14 protein-coding genes are annotated in these 17430 nt (G+C 65.0%); 9 read left to right on the forward strand and 5 right to left on the reverse strand.

Going from position 1 to position 17430, the window contains the following annotated elements; all coding sequences use genetic code 11:
• Positions 1-45: 45 nt before the first annotated feature.
• The gene (locus ACFFJ7_RS14685; RefSeq protein ID WP_166951916.1) at positions 46-936 is read left to right on the forward strand and encodes a LysR substrate-binding domain-containing protein; all 891 of its coding nucleotides are present in this window, start codon (positions 46-48) and stop codon (positions 934-936) included.
• Positions 937-2060: 1124 nt separating this feature from the next.
• Here the strand turns inward: ACFFJ7_RS14685 and uvrB are convergent.
• Positions 2061-4817, reverse strand: a complete 2757-nt coding sequence (gene uvrB / locus ACFFJ7_RS14690) for an excinuclease ABC subunit UvrB (protein WP_377593293.1) — start codon at positions 4815-4817, stop codon at positions 2061-2063.
• Between the two features lie 237 nt (positions 4818-5054).
• On the opposite strand from uvrB, the gene fabI reads away from it, so the two are divergent.
• Positions 5055-5819, forward strand: a complete 765-nt coding sequence (gene fabI / locus ACFFJ7_RS14695; protein ID WP_166951910.1) for an enoyl-ACP reductase FabI — start codon at positions 5055-5057, stop codon at positions 5817-5819.
• A 417-nt stretch (positions 5820-6236) separates the two neighbouring features.
• The gene (locus tag ACFFJ7_RS14700; RefSeq protein ID WP_166951907.1) at positions 6237-7181 is read left to right on the forward strand and encodes a ribose-phosphate pyrophosphokinase; all 945 of its coding nucleotides are present in this window, start codon (positions 6237-6239) and stop codon (positions 7179-7181) included.
• A 71-nt stretch (positions 7182-7252) separates the two neighbouring features.
• Here the strand turns inward: ACFFJ7_RS14700 and ACFFJ7_RS14705 are convergent, their stop codons facing one another.
• Positions 7253-8257 (reverse strand): TIM44-like domain-containing protein, encoded by a 1005-nt coding sequence (locus tag ACFFJ7_RS14705; protein ID WP_377593295.1) that lies wholly within the window; start codon positions 8255-8257, stop codon positions 7253-7255.
• A gap of 265 nt (positions 8258-8522) precedes the next feature.
• Here ACFFJ7_RS14705 and ACFFJ7_RS14710 point away from each other — a divergent pair, with 265 nt between their 5' ends.
• From ACFFJ7_RS14710 to ACFFJ7_RS14725, 4 genes are all read left to right on the forward strand, one after another.
• Positions 8523-9209, forward strand: a complete 687-nt coding sequence (locus ACFFJ7_RS14710; protein ID WP_377593297.1) for an aldolase/citrate lyase family protein — start codon at positions 8523-8525, stop codon at positions 9207-9209.
• Between the two features lie 227 nt (positions 9210-9436).
• A complete protein-coding gene (locus ACFFJ7_RS14715; RefSeq protein WP_166951898.1) occupies positions 9437-9889 on the forward strand; it encodes a hypothetical protein in 453 nt (150 codons plus the stop codon).
• Between the two features lie 14 nt (positions 9890-9903).
• A complete protein-coding gene (locus ACFFJ7_RS14720; RefSeq protein ID WP_377593300.1) occupies positions 9904-10611 on the forward strand; it encodes a ribonuclease T2 family protein in 708 nt (235 codons plus the stop codon).
• A 53-nt stretch (positions 10612-10664) separates the two neighbouring features.
• Positions 10665-11510: a 23S rRNA (adenine(2030)-N(6))-methyltransferase RlmJ gene (locus ACFFJ7_RS14725; protein ID WP_377593303.1), complete on the forward strand. Its 846-nt coding sequence runs from the start codon at positions 10665-10667 to the stop codon at positions 11508-11510.
• A gap of 153 nt (positions 11511-11663) precedes the next feature.
• Here ACFFJ7_RS14725 and ACFFJ7_RS14730 read toward each other — a convergent pair whose 3' ends face one another.
• Positions 11664-12404: an outer membrane protein gene (locus tag ACFFJ7_RS14730; RefSeq protein WP_343042549.1), complete on the reverse strand. Its 741-nt coding sequence runs from the start codon at positions 12402-12404 to the stop codon at positions 11664-11666.
• 515 nt (positions 12405-12919) lie between these two features.
• Between ACFFJ7_RS14730 and ACFFJ7_RS14735 the strand changes: the two genes are divergently transcribed.
• Positions 12920-13729 carry a glycosyltransferase family 2 protein gene (locus tag ACFFJ7_RS14735; RefSeq protein ID WP_166951885.1) on the forward strand — a complete coding sequence of 270 codons (810 nt, stop codon included), beginning with the start codon at positions 12920-12922 and terminating at the stop codon, positions 13727-13729.
• Positions 13726-14484, forward strand: a complete 759-nt coding sequence (locus ACFFJ7_RS14740; RefSeq protein ID WP_377593306.1) for an SDR family oxidoreductase — start codon at positions 13726-13728, stop codon at positions 14482-14484. The genes ACFFJ7_RS14735 and ACFFJ7_RS14740 overlap by 4 nt, the downstream gene beginning before the upstream one ends.
• Positions 14485-14490: 6 nt before the next feature.
• Here the strand turns inward: ACFFJ7_RS14740 and ACFFJ7_RS14745 are convergent, their stop codons facing one another.
• Positions 14491-15837, reverse strand: coding sequence for a protoglobin domain-containing protein (locus ACFFJ7_RS14745; RefSeq protein ID WP_377593309.1), 1347 nt, complete (start codon positions 15835-15837; stop codon positions 14491-14493).
• 127 nt (positions 15838-15964) lie between these two features.
• Positions 15965-17329 (reverse strand): protoglobin domain-containing protein, encoded by a 1365-nt coding sequence (locus ACFFJ7_RS14750; protein ID WP_377593310.1) that lies wholly within the window; start codon positions 17327-17329, stop codon positions 15965-15967.
• Positions 17330-17430: the final 101 nt, after the last annotated feature.

Genomic DNA, 17430 nt, shown 5'->3' on the forward strand with positions numbered 1-17430 from the left:
AGGGGGACCGGGAGAACAAGATAATGCCAGGGTAGGGGACGGGCCGTGGATTGGGACAAGGTACGGATATTCTATACCGTTGCGGAGGCCGGCAGCTTCACGCGGGCAGGCGAGGATCTCGGGCTGAGCCAGTCGGCGGTGAGCCGGCAGGTCAGCGCGCTGGAGAGGGAGCTGAAGGCGCCGCTCTTTCACCGGCACGCGCGCGGGCTCATCCTCACCGAGCAGGGCGAGTTGCTGTTCCGCGCCGCGCGCGACATGACCATGCGCCTCGAATCGACCCGCGCGCGGCTGTCCGAATCACGCGAGCGCCCGTCGGGCACGCTGCGGGTGACGACGACGCCGGGCCTCGGCACGCACTGGCTGACGCCGCGCCTCGGCGAGTTCATGGATATCTATCCCGACATCCGCATCGAACTGATCCTGACCGATGACGAACTGGACCTGTCCATGCGCGAGGCGGATGTCGCCATCCGCCTGCGCCAGCCCGTGCAGGGAGACCTGATCCAGCGGCGCCTGTTCACCGTGCATTTCCACGTCTACGCCTCGACGGAATATCTGAAGCGCTTCGGCCAGCCGGAGCGGCTCTCGGACCTCGATAACCATCGCATCCTGAGCTTCGGCGGCTCGGCTCCGCATTATCTGCTGGCGGTGCACTGGCTGGCGACGGCAGGCCGCGACACCAGGGACCAGCGCAACTACCACCTGCTCGTCAACAACGTCACCTCACTGAAGAAGGCGGTCGAGAAGGGTGCGGGGCTCGCCGTGCTGCCGGACTACATCGTCGAGCCGGGGCTCGGCCTCGTGCAGTTGCTGTCGGATGTCGAGATGCCATCGCTCGACAGCTATCTGGTATTTCCCGAGGAAATGAAGAACGTTGCGCGGGTGCAGGTGTTCCGCGACTTTCTGATCGGCAAGGCTCAGCGCTGGACCTATTGACATCCCGCTCCGCAACGCGGCATCAGACCGCCGCCTGACGTCGGTCCGCAGTCCGATGCCGGGTTCCGGCTGCATGTCGGCGGTGCTTTTCGGGCAGGCGACAGGCAGACGGAGCGTGTTGCTGCCCGAAAAGCGGGCGTTGCCGACCGCCGATCCATCATCTGGATTGATTATGCGCCACATGCATGCCTGTTATGTAGTCTGTTGCATTGCAAAAAAGCAGCAAAAGAGGCATCTTGTCTTTGGTTGAGACGGATTAGCTCCGCACCTCCTCCCGGCGTAGAGCTTGTTTCAACCGTTCCCCTCTGGAAGTTCCAGCAATGCTGGAGCTACTTTCAGGCCGAGTTCCCCTTGTGGAATTCGGCCTTTTTTTTGCCCAATCCACATAGTTACTCTTGTTACGGTTGCGCGCGCACCCAATGGCGTCGAGGCTGTTGCCTCGCGGCGGGTCGCCGCAACCATGGGGCGGCGTATGTCGGGCTGTGAAAACCGAGTTCAACATGTAAAATATAATTTTATGTTCAGTTCCGGTGTAATTTATGGTGAAATGAAAAACATCGACGCTCGTGGCGTTTTTTTGTGCGCTGCGGAATCGATGAGGCGCGTCCTGTGCATGGCGACCACGAACACGCTGGCAATTGCGTGGCGTGCGTCACATAAACGCGCCAAGTCAGGGACAGGCTGCTGTTCCGCGTGAAATGTAATACTGATGCCTTCGGCCCCCGACCGGTCCCGCGCGAGCTTTGCTCAGGCGCCCCACGGGCGGGCTGTACCTCAATGAGTCAGACGCATCTACATACAGTATAAATCAAATCCAGAAAAGATTGACGCCGCTGTTGCGTTTCAACGAAACAAAAATAGTCTATATTTTTATTTGAGCATAATATTTTTTAAAGCGCGAGACGTTCTGATGGAATCAGAGCATGCGCTCCAACTTTTGTATTTTACCGCAAATTGCATTCAATTCGATGGGTTCAATGCAAACTGCTCTATAGCATTTCGACATTTCATTGAAACGCCGAAATGCTATAAGTTTTTGATATTACGCGCTTTCTTCACGCAAACCGGTATCCACTTTGCTTGAAAACGCTTTAGGAGCGATATCCACTTGTCGGGATCATGCTCTAACGTGTCGGCTTCGTCGTTCGCCGTCCGCCCTTCTTGACGGTGGTCTTGCCCGGCCAGCCGCCCGTGGAGCGGGGCTGGAAATGCTCGGCGCCGAGTGGCACGGTTTCCCGGCCCGGCCCCATTTCGTCAAGCGTCGGTTTGCGGGCGCGGCCATCGGATGAGGGCGCCGGCGGCAGGTTGGCCTTCGCGCCGTATTTGCGCTCCCCGGCATAGGCACCGGCGCGATCCTCGACCTCGCGCTGGCGCGCCAGCGGGTCATCGGCGATGGCGAGTTCCGTGGCCTGCAGGCGTTTGATCTCGTCGCGCAGCCGTGCGGCGGTCTCGAATTCGAGGTCGGCGGCGGCGGCGCGCATGCGCTTGTCGAGATCGGCCAGCACGGCCTGGAGATTGTGGCCGACAGCGGTCGTCTCCGTCAGGCCCGTATCGATGGTGACGTGATCGCGTTCGTAGACCGATTCGAGAATGTCGCCGATACGCTTCTTCACGCTCTGCGGGGTAATGCCGTGCTCTTCGTTATAGGCGACCTGCCGGCTGCGACGGCGGTTGGTCTCCGCGATGGCGCGCTCCAGGCTGCCGGTGACGGTGTCGGCATAGCAGATGACGTGCCCGTCCGCGTTGCGCGCCGCGCGGCCGATGGTCTGCACGAGCGAGGTTTCGGAACGCAGGAAGCCTTCCTTGTCGGCATCCAGAATGGCGACGAGCGCGCATTCGGGTATGTCGAGGCCCTCGCGCAGCAGGTTGATGCCAACCAGCACGTCGAACGCGCCGAGCCGCAGGTCGCGGATGATCTCGATGCGCTCCAGCGTATCGATGTCCGAATGCATGTAGCGCACGCGCACGCCGTTCTCATGCAGGTATTCAGTGAGGTCCTCCGCCATGCGCTTGGTCAGCACGGTGACGAGCGAGCGGTAGCCTCTGGCCGCCGTGTCGCGCACCTCCCCGAGCAGGTCGTCAACCTGGCTGCGGGCCGGACGGATTTCCACGGGCGGATCGACGAGGCCGGTGGGGCGGATGACCTGCTCCACGAACACGCCGCCGGTGCGCTCCAGCTCCCACTTGCCCGGCGTCGCGGAGACGTGGATCGACTGCGGGCGCATGGCGTCCCATTCCTCGAAGCGCAGCGGGCGGTTGTCCATGCAGGACGGCAGGCGAAAGCCGTATTCGGCCAGCGTCGCCTTGCGCCGGAAGTCGCCCCGGTACATGCCGCCGATCTGCGGAATGGTGACGTGGCTTTCGTCGGCGAAGACGATGGCGTTGTCCGGCAGGTATTCGAACAGCGTCGGCGGCGGCTCGCCCGGCTTGCGGCCGGTGAGATAGCGCGAATAGTTCTCGATGCCGGCGCAGGAGCCGGTGGCCTCCATCATCTCCATATCGAACACCGTGCGCTGTTCGAGCCGCTGCGCTTCCAGCAGGCGGCCCATGCGCGTCAGCTCCTCGACGCGCCACTTCATCTCCTCCTTGATGCCCTTGATGGACTGGAGCAGCGTCGGGCGCGGCGTCACGTAGTGCGAGTTGGCGTATATCTTGACGAAGCCCAGATCGGCGGTTTTCTGTCCCGTCAGCGGGTCGAACTCGGCGATGGACTCCACCTCGTCGCCGAACAGCGAGACGCGCCACGCCCGGTCCTCATAGTGGGCGGGAAAGACTTCGATGACGTCGCCGCTCACCCGGAAGGTACCGCGGCTGAAATCGATGCCGGTGCGCTTGTATTGCAGGGCGACGAGATCGGCGATGAACTGGCGCTGCTCGATGCGCTCGCCCACCTTCACCGAAAAAGTCATCGCCGTATAGGTCTCGACCGAGCCGATACCGTAGATGCAGGACACGGAGGCGACGATGATCACGTCGTCGCGCTCCAGCAGCGCGCGGGTGGCGGCGTGGCGCATCCGGTCGATCTGCTCGTTGATGGACGATTCCTTCTCGATATAGGTGTCGGAACGCGGAACATACGCTTCCGGCTGATAATAATCGTAGTAGGAAACAAAGTACTCGACGGCGTTGTCCGGGAAGAAGCCCTTAAACTCTCCATAAAGTTGTGCGGCCAGCGTCTTGTTGGGCGCGAGGACGAGCGCGGGACGCTGGGTTGCCTCGATCACTTTCGCCATGGTGAACGTCTTGCCGGAGCCTGTGACGCCGAGCAGAACCTGATCGCGCTCATCTGCCTGCACGCCCTGCACCAGTTCGGCGATGGCCGTCGGCTGGTCGCCGGACGGCTCGAAATCTGACTGCATGCGGAAGCGGATGCCGCCTTCCGATTTCTCCGGTCTTTCGGGCCGATGCGGCTTCCAGACCTCGCCTTCCCTGATGAACGGGTTGCCGCCTTCCAGCAATTGCGTCAGCGCCGCCACCGTGGCGGATACGCCGGAGCCCTCCCCCGCGAGCGCCGCCGCGTTCGTCGCCGCCTCGTCCTTGCTGCGCCGGTGGCGCGGCCGTTGCTGCGGCGATGGCTCGCCGTCCTCCCGCGCGCCGGGGACGCGCGCCGCTGCTGCCGGATAGGCGACGGGGATAGCGTCAGCGGTATAGGCGCTCTGCGGCGCCTCCTCCAGCCCGCGATCCCTGTTCAGGGCGGGATTGAGCAGATCGGCGAGGAAGGGGTCGAGCGGCACGAGTTCGGGCTTCGACGCCTTCGCGCGCCCGCCGCTGCGGCGAGCGGGCTTCGCCGGCGCCGCTCCGGCAACGACGTCCGCGTTCGCCGGTGCGCCGGTCTCGCCGGCTTTTCCGGAGGTGTCGGATTTTCTGGGTGTGCGCGCCATGGCCCGAATATGGCGCGTCTTGCGTCCGGATGGAAGATGGCCGACCGCATTTCTGTGCCGCGTCCGGCATTGCGCGCGGGCTTCGGAGCAGACGGCATAAATTATTGAGCCGCCGCAAATTCCGCTCTTTGTCTTTGTATGACTTCACGAAATTCTGTCATCTTCGTTGATGCTGCATGTGCAATAGTCCTGTCCGCAATTCCTACCCGTCATCTCGATCAACTTGGGGCCGTTGATATGATTGATCTGTCCAACAAGCGCGCGCTCGTCGTGGGCGTCGCCAACGAGCATTCCATCGCATGGGGCATCGCCAGGGCGCTCCATGAGGCCGGCGCCGAGGTCGCGATGACCTATCTCAACGAGAAGGCCAAGCCTTACGTGCAGCCGCTGGCGGAATCGATCGGCGCGCCGATCTTCCTGCCGCTCGACGTGCGTAACGAGGAAGAGGCCGACGCGCTGTTCCAGCATATCACGGAGGAATGGGGCACGCTCGACACGCTGGTTCACTCCATCGCCTTCGCGCCGATGAAGGACCTGCACGGCCGCGTTGTCGACGCCTCGCTGGAAGGCATCGGCCTGTCCATCGACATCTCGGTCCACTCCTTCATCCGCCTGCTGAAGCGCTCGGAGCCGCTGATGAAGAACGGCGGGTCGGCGATGACCATGAGCTTCTACGGCGCCGAGAAGGTCGTCGAGCACTATAACCTGATGGGGCCGGTCAAGGCGGCGCTTGAGGCCACCTCCCGCGAACTCGCCTCCGAGCTGGGCCCCAAGGGCATCACCGTCAACACCCTGTCGCCCGGCCCGATGCTCACCCGCGCCGCCTCCGGCATCGGTGACTTCGACGACCTGATGAAGGTTGCCGTCGAACGCTCGCCCATGCGCCGCCTGGCCACCATCGACGACGTCGGCGCCATCGCCGCCTTCCTCGCCTCCGACCTCGCCCGCAACATCACCGGCGAGACGATCCATATCGACGCCGGCTACCACATCATGGGCTGAGCGATTTCCCGGGAGACGGCACCCGCTTTCTTCCCGGGAGACCCTGTGCGTCGATAAACAGACAGACCAGCAGGACAGCGGATGCCGAAGCGGTGTCCGCTGTCCTGTTTCTGTCGATAACGGAACGAAAAAACAGATGCACTTCAGGGGAGCGGCCATCGTGGCGCCGCATGCGGGGCGGAGGGCATCGGGGGCGGCATGTTTCCAGTGACGCATTTCGAAGGCCGGCCCCTGTAGCCGCGGCGCGTTCACTTATTTACAGCAAGCCTATTGTTCACACAGGTCGTGGCTGATATGAGCGCGTCGAACCTTGCGCGACTCCCTGTGGGTGTTCCATAACGTTGCGCGGCGGCGTCGCCCGGGCGGGCGTGCCGGATCGGTAGCACGCACGTTGGACCCTATGAAGGAAATGGCCGGATGAAACCCTCGATCAAGCTCGTCGCGGGCAACTCGAATCGCCCCCTGGCAGAGGCGATCGCCACTTATCTCGAAGTGCCGCTGGCGACATGCCTCGTGCGCCGCTTCGCCGATATGGAAATCTTCGTCGAGATTCAGGAAAACGTGCGCGGCGAGGATGTCTTCGTCATCCAGTCGACCTCCTTCCCGGCCAACGACCACCTGATGGAACTGCTCATCATGACCGATGCGCTGCGCCGTTCCTCGGCCAGGCGCATCACGGCGGTGATCCCGTACTTCGGCTACGCCCGGCAGGACAGGCGCTCGGCGGGGCGCACGCCCATCTCCGCGAAGCTTGTGGCCAACCTCGTTACCCGCGCCGGCGCCGACAGGGTGCTCACGGTCGACCTGCATGCAGGCCAGATCCAGGGCTTCTTCGACATTCCCACCGACAACCTGTTCGCCGCGCCGGTCATGGTGCGCGACATCCGCGAGCGGGTTGACCTGTCGAACATCATGGTCGTCTCGCCGGACGTCGGCGGCGTGGTCCGCGCCCGCGCGCTCGCCAAGCGCATCGATGCGCCGCTCGCTATCGTCGACAAGCGGCGTGAGCGGCCCGGCGAGTCGGAGGTGATGAACATCATCGGTCACGTCGAGGGCAAGAGCTGCATTCTGGTCGACGACATCATCGATTCGGGCGGCACGCTCTGCAACGCGGCGGACGCGCTGCTCGCCAAGGGCGCAAAGGAAGTCTACGCCTATTGCACGCACGGCGTGCTTTCCGGCGGCGCGGTGGCGCGCATCGCGTCATCCCGGCTGAAGGAACTCGTCATCACCGATTCCATTCAGGCGACGGAGGCGGTGAAGGTCGCGCCCAATATCCGCAGCATCACCATCTCGAACCTGCTCGGCGAAGCCATTGAGCGCACGGCGACGGAATCGAGTGTTTCCAGCCTGTTCGACTGATACCGGTTCTCGGTGCCTGAAAATGAAAAGCGCCGGTTTCCCGGCGCTTTTTTGATGACGGGTGGAAGGAATCAGGCCTGCTGGATGGCCGACACGAGCCAGTCGCCGCCACGCATGCGGCGGAAGGTCCAGATTTCCGTGGTCGTGACCGGCGTTGTCGGGTCACCGTCGACGATGGCGTTGGTGGCGCGGTCGAAGGTGACGTCACGCAGCGAGAACTTCATCGCGACCGTCGCATAATCGCTGTCACCCTCGCTCCACGCTTCCGCCAGATCGCCCTGCAGGAAGTTGACGTCCGAGACGCGGTTGATCACGCCGTTCGAGGCGTTCGCGGTCAATTCCTCCATCAGGTAGGAGGTGACTTCCGGCGTGGTCAGCCGGCGCAGCGCGGCAAGATCCTCGCGCGAGTAGGCGTCCTGCGTTTCCTGCAACAACCGCTCGAAGGCAGCGTAGTCGGCGCCCACGATCTCGACGGGCCGGCTGGCCGGAGCCGCACGCCCCTGCGAACCTGCTCCCGCCAGACCGAGCCCGCGGCCAAGTCCCTGACCGGGTCCCTGACCCGGGCCACCGGCTGCAGAGCGTGCGTGTATGTTGCCAGTGCCGCCCGCGGTGGCCTCCTGCCGACGCCGGAACCAGTTCATGGCAAGGCGCACCAGCAGGATGATCAGGCCGATCTGCAGCAGCAGGCCGAGGAACGAACCGAAACCTGAGAAACCGCCGAACAGGCCGGCACCCGACAACAGCCCGAACAGGCCCGCGCCCAGCAGGCCACCCATCAGCGCGCCGCCAAAGCCGCCGCCGAAGAAGCCGGGACGCTGCTGAGCCGCCGCTGCCGCGCCGGGCTGGCCGGCACGCGGCGCCTGCGCAGCGGCACCGGGGGCCGCCTGCGGTGTGGTGGAGCGCTGGATCGGCGCGGCGCCCGGCGCAGTGTTGGTGGGCGCGGGCGTGCTGTAAGTGCGCGTTCCACGGCTGCCGAAGCTGCCGCCCCGGCCCACGCGGGCTTCGGCGATTCCGGCCGTCAGGAGAAGGGCGGCGGCAACAGCGGCCAGAATACGGCCTCGGCGGGACAGGGACATCGGGATTTCACCTCCGGATTCGTGAATGTTTTTCAGGCCGGGCGCGGGTGCGTCGACCCATACACCCGCTATATGGGACAGACTGGCAGCTATTGAAAGTATCGTCGGTCAAATTATCGCGCGCGGCGATGAAGAAGTCCGTATAGCGCGATGCAATGGTAAAGGAGCGCTGACTCATGACCTGCGGCGCCATTGTCTCACGCGCGCTTTACGTTATCGTGTCATCGTGGCGCCCGTTTGCCGGATTGCCGATGGAGGAGAAGACATGCGTTCGCTGCGGATCTTTGCCGGCGTCGCCGACGGCCTCCTCGCCGCGATCCTCGCCAGCGAGGCCGACGGCGTCGTCCTCGATCTCGTCGGGGAGGACGCCCGCGCCGCCGCGTGCGCGGTCCTCAGGTGCGTGAACGCGGGCGGCGGGCGGCCGGCGATCTGGATGCGCGCCGGCGGCCTCCATCCGGACCCGTCGGATGACGACCTCGCCGCTGTCTTGCCGGCGCATCCCGCCGCTGTCGTACTGCCGGCGGTAGCCGGGCCGGAGGATATCGAGCAGCTCGGCGCCAGATTGCGCGTGCTTGAGGCGCGGCTCGGCCGGCCGGACGGCGAGACCCGCATCGTCGCCGTCATCGGTACGGCGGCTGGTGTGATGGCAGCCCCGCGCCTGCGTCCGCATCCACGGCTTGCCGCCTTCGTATGGGAGCCGTTCCTGCTGCCCGGCGCGGAAACGCCCGATGGCGATGTGTCGCGCCTGTCGCGCGGTCTGACGCTGCTTGCCGCAAGTCACGCGGGTGTCCCGGCGATCGATGCCTCCGCGCGCGCCGGGCAGGAGGACGCCGCTTTCCGGGAGGCTTGCCTGCGCGCGCGCCGAGATGGCTTCGCCGCCATGACGGCGCGGAACGAGGCGCAGGTGCATGTCATCAATGCGGTTTTCGCCGGCGACGGCGCACCGGACTGAGATCGACGCGGGACGGCAGCGGGCGTAGGTAGTGCGGCGGCGCACGACAGGACCATACGACACAGGAAATCCGGTCTTTGGCCTGCGTTTCATGCCTGGGTAACTTGACCCTGGTTACAACCGCGCTCATGGTTATTTCCTGTTCTTGATGATGTGGTATGGAAAAGGGCGTCGTCGGACGGACGGCGCGGTCTTGCGGCATTGATATTGCGTGAATGGGGGCTGTCATGCGTTCGCTTGTTGTTGCCGGAGCTTTCGCCGGCGCTGTTCTTGCCTCGCTGCTGGCGGGTGCGCCGGCTGTCGCCCGCGATGACGTGCGCGCCGAGGACCGGTTTCTGGCCTTTTCCGGCAATGTGCCGGCCTGCGACGATCCGCGCGTGCTGAGGCGAATCGCCAATCGCTTTGCCTTCCGCGAGGCGCATTTCTGGCAGTCGCCGCTGACCATCGAGGGCTTCGAGAGAGTACGCGACGTCGCACTGCGGCCTTGGGGTGACGCCTTCATTCCGCGCCGCTTCTGCACAGCGGTGTCGCAGATTTCCGACGGCCGCAAGCGGGTGGTCCATTATTCGGTGCGCGAGGCGCTGGGCCCCATCGGCATCGGCTCGGACGTGCAGTGGTGCGTTGTCGGGCTGGATCGCCACCTGTCATTCGCCCCCGCCTGCCGGGCGGCCCTGCCCTGATCCGACCCGGCGCAATGCTCCTGTCGGCTCGTCTCATCCCGCCGCCGTTGCGGACGGCGCGGCGCCTCCCGCTACTCGCCGCCCTCGCGTGCGCGCTGCCGCTTCTCGCCGGGGAGGCGCACGCGCAGCGTGTGGAACGGGGCGCGCGCCCCGGCGCGTTCGATTTCTACGTGTTGGCGCTGTCGTGGTCACCCGGCTTCTGCGAACTGGAGGGCCGCGCCGACCGGCGCGATCAGTGCGCGGTCGGCCGTAAGCACGGCTTCGTCGTGCATGGCCTGTGGCCGCAATATGAGCGCGGCTATCCGCGCGAATGCGCCGCGATGCCGCGCGTGCCCTCCCGCCAGGCCATGAACGTCGCCGCAGGCATCTTTCCCGAACAGGGGCTGGCGCGCCACCAGTGGCGGGTGCACGGCACCTGCTCCGGGCAGACCCCGGAGGCGTATTTCCGCGACACCGCGCGGGCGCGCGACAGGGTAACCATTCCGCCTGCGCTGCACGGCTTGCCGGGCGACCGTGTCGCCTCGCCGGCGGAGGTCGAGCGCGCCTTCATCGCCGCCAACCCGGGCCTGCAGCCGGACATGATTGCCACTGCCTGCCAGCGTGGGCGGCTGAAGGAAGTGCGTATCTGCCTGAGCCGCGACCTTTCCGGCTTCCGCGTCTGCCCGGAGGTCGACCGCAGCGGTTGCCGTGACCGGAACGTCACTATCGACGCGCCTGAGTAGGCGTGGCATGGGCGGTTGAGCGGACGCGCAAACTCTGCCATTGATCGTCCGCCATGAATTATCGCCACGCCTATCACGCCGGCAATTTTGCCGATTGCATGAAACACGCGCTCCTCGCGCGCATCCTTCTCTATCTGGGGCAGAAGGAGGCGCCGTATCGCGTCATCGACACCCATGCCGGCATCGGCCTTTATGACCTCGCGGGCATCGAGGCGGGCAAGACGCTGGAATGGCAGGACGGCATCGCCCGGCTCGCCGCGCCGCTGGCGGGGGAGGCCGAGGCACTGCTCGCGCCCTATCGCGCGGCGCTGGCGGATGTCGCGGCGCGCTTCGGCGCAGCCCGCTATCCCGGTTCCCCCATGCTGGCGAGCCTGCTGATGCGGCGGCAGGACCGCGCCATTTTCGTCGAGAAGCATCCCGCCGATGTGCACCTGCTGGAAGAGAACCTGGGGCGCGACCGGCGGCTCAAGGTGCTGGAGCTGGACGGCTGGACGGCGCTGAAAGCGATGATTCCGCCCGTCGAGCGGCGCGGCGTTGTGCTGATCGATCCGCCCTATGAGGTCGAGGGCGAACTCGCGCACCTTGGCCAGGCACTGGTGGAAGCGCGCCGCAAGTGGAGCGGCGGCATTTTCGCCGGCTGGTATCCCATCAAGGATCTGGCGGCGCCGGAGGAGCTTGCGGATTTTCTGCGTGCCGCGGGCGTGCCGAAAATCCTGCGGCTCGAAATGCTGATCGACCGGGCGGACGACGCCTCGCGTCTGAACGGTTCCGGCCTCATCGTCATCAACCCGCCGTGGACACTGGCGCACGAGGCGGAAATTCTGCTGCCGGCGCTCGCGGAGCGGCTGGCACGTGGCGATCGGGTCGGCTTTCGCTGCGACTGGCTGGCGGGCGAATAGGCCCTGCGACCGGGGTACCGGTACCAAAGCGCGCGCAGCCACATCGCTCGGGAGGCGCCTCGCGCCTGAAAATCCGCGCAAGACAAAAAAACCCGGCGGCTTGCGCCGCCGGGCTGATAGCTGATTGATCGCTGGCCCGCAAGGGCCGTTCAATCAGAACGAGTCGAACTTGTAGTTCAGGCCAGCGCGGACCACGCCGAATTCGGTGTCCTTGCGGTTGTCGTAGAGGGGCAGGAAGGCGTTGCGGTCTTCCTTGCCGAGGTTGACATACAGACCTTCGAGGCGCGCCGTGATGTTGTTGGTGATGGCGTACTCGAAGCCAGCGCCGAGCGTCCAGCCCGTGCGGGTGTCGCTCTTGTTCTGGTAGTAGGCGCCGTTGTAGACGAAGCCGTTGTCGTTGCCGCCACCGCCGTAAGCGAAGCCGCCCGTGCCGTAGATGAAGGCGCGGTCGAAGGCCACACCGAGGCGGGCGCGGACGGTGCCGAACCACTCGATGCCCGTGCTCGTGCCGCCGAAGTAGCCAGCAGCCGGGTTGTAGGCGAGAGCATAGTTGCTGTTCTTGCCCTTCAGGTCAGCGTAGTTGATGTCGGCTTCGAGACCGGCAACGAACTGGCCGAACTGGTAGTTGTAGCCGATCTGGCCACCACCCGTGAAGCCGCCGTCGTCGTTGTTGCCACCGTTGTAGTAGGTGGCACCGTTGTAGAACTTGTCGTCGTTGTTGCTGTTCCAGGCGTAACCGGCGTTCACACCGACGTAGAAGCCCGTCCACGTGAAGATCGGAGCCACAACCGGAGCGACCGGCTCGACCTGCCGGCTCGGAAGGTCAGCAGCAAAAGCAGCGCCCGAAGCGACCAGGCTGGCGACAGCAACGCCCGCAAGAAGAACCTTTTTCATCATTCACTCCTAAAAAACTGTCTTCTTCAAGCCGAATGGCCTTCAGCCATCCCTGAAGTTGCACAATACATACAGCAACTCGGGCAGGACGTCTGTGCCTTTCGTGCCACAGAGAAAACGCCAAAAAGGGCGGGAATGTGTCGACATAACGGAAACCAGGCCATGTTGCACCGGCCCCGCCATGTCGCCGGCTCAGGGAGCCTAACCGTAACCCATTGTTCGCGCAAGATGTTTCGAAGGATAAATCGCGGCTGTGGCATCATGTGCGCGATGTTCCCGCACATTGGATTCCAGATGCCGGAACTCTCTCGGTCTTTTCGCTTCGTGGGTTATAGATAACAGCGGGTTAACGGCGGAGACGTCGAATACATTTACTTGTATTCAACAAACGTCCGCCGTCCGCCGGCGGACGCGGACCATGGCCGGGGTGGACGCCGCGCGGGCAGGGCACGGCCCAGAGGCTTGCGATGGAAGGCACATCGTGTCAAAGCGAGGCGAGTGAGGTCCCGGGATCCATGACGCAACCGCCGCTGCCACTGTCCATTTTCATCATCGCCCGCAACGAGGCGGACCGCATTGGCCGCACACTTGCGGCGGTCGCCGATCTGAGTGACGATATCGTCGTCGTCGATTCGGGCTCCACCGACGCCACGCGGGAGATCGCGGCCCGGCACGGCGCACGGGTGATCCACAACGACTGGCCCGGCTATGGGCCGCAGAAGCGCTTCGCCGAGGACCAGTGCCGCCATCTGTGGCTGCTGAACATCGACGCGGACGAACTGGTTCCGCCCGATCTCGCCCGCCGCATCCGGGCGCTGTTCGACGGTGGCGAGCCCGACGCGGACGCCTACGAAATCCGCATCGCCGAGGTTTTTCCTGGCGAGCGCGCGCCTCATCCGCTCGCCTACACGCTCGCCCCTGTGCGCCTTTACCGGCGCGACAAGGGTCGCTATGCCTTGTCCACGGTGCATGACCGGGTGCAACTCGCGCCGGGCGCGAAGGTGAAGCGGCTCAAGGGCGCCATCCATCATTTCTCCGTGCGCTCCCTCGGCGACCAGCTCGCAAAGCTCAACAGCTATACCGATGCGCTGGCGCTTGATCTCGACAGCCGCGGCGCGAAGGTATCGGTGCTGCGCCTGTTCGTCGAGTTTCCGGCGTCGTTCATCAAGGCCTACATCGGCCGCCGCCATATCGTGCGTGGCATTTACGGCTTCATGACGGCGATGAACTTCGCCTATTTCCGCTATCTGCGCATCGCCAAGCACGTGGAACGGCGCATGCTCGCCCGCCAGAACGAGACTCAGGATCCGGAGAACGGCGGATGACGACAGGCGTCGCGCTCGTCACCGGCGGCACGCGGCGCATCGGCCGCGCGATCTCCCGGCGCCTGGCCGCGGCGGGCTATGCGGTCGCCATCCACTACCGCCACTCGGCGGCGGAGGCCGACTCGCTGGCGGCGGAGATCGCCGGCGGGGGCGGCCGCGCGGCGACGCTCCACGCCGATCTCGCGGATGCCGGCGCCGTTGCAACGCTCGTGCCCCATGCCACCGAACGGCTGGGGCCGGTAACGTTGCTCGTCAACAGCGCCTCTATCTTCGAGCCCGACGCCATCGCGGACCTCGGCCTCGGCCTGTGGGAAGAGACGTTCGCCGTTAATCTGCGCGCGCCCATGCTGCTGGCGCGCGACATGGCCGCAGGTGTGCCGGAGGGGCGGTATGGCGCCATCGTCAATATTCTGGACCAGCGCGTGTTGAGGCCCAATCCGCAGTTTTTCTCCTACACGCTGACCAAAAGCGCGCTCGCCACCGCCACCCGCACAATGGCGCAGGCGCTGGCGCCGCGCATCCGGGTAAACGGTGTTGCCCCCGGCCCTACCTGCGCTGGCGCCCGGCAGACGGCGGAGGACTTCGCCCGCCAGGCTGCCGCGACATTGCTCGGCCGCGGGCCGTCGCCCGGCGAGATCGCCGATGCGGTGCTCTATCTGGCGGGCGCGGCGAGCGTCACCGGTCAGGTGCTGGCGGTGGATGGCGGCCAGCATCTGCTCTGGCGCACCGCGGATGTGGACGGCATCCCCGAATAGTCGGCCTCAGGCTTTTCTCAGGGAGGTGAGAAAGGTGTCCGCCTCGCGGGCCAGGCTGCTGGCGTCGCCAGCGAGGCGCTCCGACACCGCGCTGACCTCGGCGCCCGATTGCGTGGCGTGCCCGGCGGCCTCGATCACCTCGTTCATGTTGGCGGCGATGCGCGTGGTCTCGTTTGCCGCCTGCTGGATGGAGCGCGAGATATCGGCGGTCGCCGCCAGTTGCTCCTGCACGGAGGTCGCGACGGAGCCGGCGATGGCGCTGATCTCGCCGATGGTGGCACCCACGCTGCTGATCGACGAGGCGGTTTCGGAAGCGGCCTGCTGGATTTCGGCGATGCGGGTGGCGATGTCCGCCGTCGCGTGTTCGGTCTGCGCCGCGAGAGACTTCACTTCCGTCGCGACGACGGCGAAGCCGCGCCCCGCGTTACCTGCGCGCGCGGCCTCGATGGTGGCGTTGAGGGCGAGCAGCCGGGTCTGCGCGGCGACGGCCTGAATGAGTTCCACCACCTCGCCGATTCGCCGCGCGACCTGAGACAGCCCGTCCACCGCCACGTTGACCTCCGTCGCCTGGGCGACTGCCTGCCGCGCGACCTCGGCCGAACGTTCGACGAGCCGGCTGATCTCGTCGCTGGTGGCGGAGAGTTCCTCCGTCGCGGCGGCGACGGTCTGGGTGTTGACAGAGGCGAGTTCGGCGGCCTTCGTCGACTCCTCGGCGTGCCGCTGCGTCACGGCGACGGTCTCCGTCACGGAGCGGGCGCTTGCATTGAGGGCGTCGATGGACTGCGCGACGCTGCCGACGATGTTTTTCACCGACAGGTCGAAGCCGCTCGCAAGCTGCGTGTCGTAGGCCTCCCGCACGGCGTCGAGATAGGTGGAGATGGCGATGTCCATATCGAGCATGACGACGCGATTGACCGCATCCGCCATCCGCCCGGCCCGCTGCCGTGCCGCCGCCGGCCGGAGGAGGCTGACGCTGGTGCGGGCGATGAGCGTGTTCAGATGATCGAGCAGGATCATGTAGCCGCCGATGTAGCGGGAAGGTTCGAGGCCGATGCGGCTGTGAATGAGGCCAACCCGCTGGACGGAGGAGACATAGTCCGCATCGAACCGGCCCGAGAACAGACGTTGCCAGTGCACGATCTGTCCGCGCCGCGCATGTCCGGCGGCGCTCTGCGCGGCTTCCGGCGTGGGGCCGAAAAGCTGCGCGACGTCGGGCCGGGCCAGAAGGTGCGCATAGAAGGCGTCCAGAATCTCCGGCAGAGCCCCCTCGATGATCGGACGAAGCTCCTGAAGTGTCGCCTTGACCTCGTCATCGATTCCCAGGAACGAGATGCGGTCGGATATGTCGATCATGTCTGTCTCTGTGTTTCAGGCTCTGTACTATTTGTTTTTTCTCAAGGTCAAGCAGGTAAAATTCGATAATATATTTAACATCAGTTTATAATATAATAATTATTTTTAGATGTATATTGTAAAAAAGCTACTCATCATCTTTCTGCTTGCCGATGGAGGCGACGAAGGCTGTGGCCTCCCGGTGCAGACGGTCGGCTTCGGTGTGCAGATCGGCGACGTTGCGCGTCACCTGCGCGCCGGCCTCGCCCGCCGCGTCGGCTGCGCTGACGAGGGCGCCGGCGCTTCTTGAAATGCGCGCGGTTTCATCGGCGGCGCTCTGGATGGAGCGGGTGATATCGCCGGTGGCGGCGACCTGCTCGTGAACGGATGCCGCGACGGCGCCCGTCAGCGTGTTGATCTCGTCGATCGTCGCCCGGATGCCCGCAATCGCGCTGACAGTCTGCGTCGATGCCTTCTTGATCTCGTTCATGCGCTCCGAAACATCGGTCGTCGCACCCTCGGTCCGGGCGGCGAGGGACTTCACCTCCGCCGCGACAACGGCGAAACCCTCGCCCGCCTCCCCGGCGCGCGCGGCCTCGACGGAGGCGTTGAGGGCGAGAAGATGCGTCTGCCCTGCGATGGTCTGGATCAGCTTCGCCACCTCGTCGACCCGCGCGGCGAGGTCCGCCAGCCCGTTCACGGCCGCCATCGCCTGCTCCGCCTGTTCCGTCGCCCGTCCGGTGACGCCGGCGGAGCGGTCGATCTGGCGGCCGATTTCGAGGTTGGTGGCGGACAGTTGTTCCGCCGCCGCGGCGATGGCGTTCGCGGTGGATGTCGCCTCGTCGGCGGAGCGCAGCGAGGCGCTCGCCCGCGCGCCCGTCTCCGCGATGCCGTCGGCGACGGCCCGGGCGCTCCGCGCCATCGCCTCGGTGGAGGACAGCAGGTCCCGCGTCACCCGGTCGATCGTTTCCTCGAATTCGTCGACGATGCGCCCGTCGAGCGAATCCCGGATGCCGTCCAGATAGCTTGAAATCGCGAGATCCATGTCGAGCATGACCGCGCGCCCGACGGCGCTTGCCAGCCGCGCGGTCTTTCCGGCGGCTTCGCGCGGGTGCAGACGGCTGAAATGCGTGCCGTTGACCATGGCGTTCAATTGTTCGAGCAGGATGAAATAGCCGCCGATATAAGCGGAGGGCTTCAGGCCGATGCGGCTGTGCACCGTGCCGATGCGCCGCGAGGAGGCGACGTAATCGGCCTCGAAACCGCCGGTGAAGAGCTGCTTCCAATGCGCGATCTGCGCCTGTTTCGCACGGGCGACGCCCGTCCGCTGCTGCTCGGGCGTCGCGCCGAACAGGGCGACGAGTTCCGGCCACCCGCCGACACGCTCGTAAAACGTGTCGAGCACCTGCGGAAGACGGGCCTCGATCTTCGGGAACCACTCCCTGAGAAGGGCGATCGTCGTATCGTCGATCTTCAGAAACTGTTTTTTCAGGGCCAGCGTGTTGCGATGCATGGGATGAAAACTCTGTTGAAACAGCTGTGCAATATTTCGGAAATCAAGGCGCTCTGAAAGACGTTAAAACAAACATATAATCATATTTTTTGAATAATTAT

It is taken from the genome of Pseudochelatococcus lubricantis (assembly GCF_042432495.1).
In the GTDB taxonomy this organism is placed as follows: Bacteria; Pseudomonadota; Alphaproteobacteria; order Rhizobiales; family Beijerinckiaceae; genus Pseudochelatococcus; species Pseudochelatococcus lubricantis.

What these genes read in the sequence shown, in the direction of transcription:
- uvrB (WP_377593293.1), bottom strand. Translation starts at nt 4,817, where the DNA reads ATGGCGCGCACACCCAGAAAATCCGACACCTCCGGAAAAGCCGGCGAG.
- fabI (WP_166951910.1), top strand. Translation starts at nt 5,055, where the DNA reads ATGATTGATCTGTCCAACAAGCGCGCGCTCGTCGTGGGCGTCGCCAAC.
- ACFFJ7_RS14700 (WP_166951907.1), top strand. Translation starts at nt 6,237, where the DNA reads ATGAAACCCTCGATCAAGCTCGTCGCGGGCAACTCGAATCGCCCCCTG.
- ACFFJ7_RS14705 (WP_377593295.1), bottom strand. Translation starts at nt 8,257, where the DNA reads ATGTCCCTGTCCCGCCGAGGCCGTATTCTGGCCGCTGTTGCCGCCGCC.
- ACFFJ7_RS14710 (WP_377593297.1), top strand. Translation starts at nt 8,523, where the DNA reads ATGCGTTCGCTGCGGATCTTTGCCGGCGTCGCCGACGGCCTCCTCGCC.
- ACFFJ7_RS14715 (WP_166951898.1), top strand. Translation starts at nt 9,437, where the DNA reads ATGCGTTCGCTTGTTGTTGCCGGAGCTTTCGCCGGCGCTGTTCTTGCC.
- ACFFJ7_RS14720 (WP_377593300.1), top strand. Translation starts at nt 9,904, where the DNA reads ATGCTCCTGTCGGCTCGTCTCATCCCGCCGCCGTTGCGGACGGCGCGG.
- ACFFJ7_RS14725 (WP_377593303.1), top strand. Translation starts at nt 10,665, where the DNA reads ATGAATTATCGCCACGCCTATCACGCCGGCAATTTTGCCGATTGCATG.
- ACFFJ7_RS14730 (WP_343042549.1), bottom strand. Translation starts at nt 12,404, where the DNA reads ATGAAAAAGGTTCTTCTTGCGGGCGTTGCTGTCGCCAGCCTGGTCGCT.
- ACFFJ7_RS14735 (WP_166951885.1), top strand. Translation starts at nt 12,920, where the DNA reads ATGACGCAACCGCCGCTGCCACTGTCCATTTTCATCATCGCCCGCAAC.
- ACFFJ7_RS14740 (WP_377593306.1), top strand. Translation starts at nt 13,726, where the DNA reads ATGACGACAGGCGTCGCGCTCGTCACCGGCGGCACGCGGCGCATCGGC.
- ACFFJ7_RS14745 (WP_377593309.1), bottom strand. Translation starts at nt 15,837, where the DNA reads ATGATCGACATATCCGACCGCATCTCGTTCCTGGGAATCGATGACGAG.
- ACFFJ7_RS14750 (WP_377593310.1), bottom strand. Translation starts at nt 17,329, where the DNA reads ATGCATCGCAACACGCTGGCCCTGAAAAAACAGTTTCTGAAGATCGAC.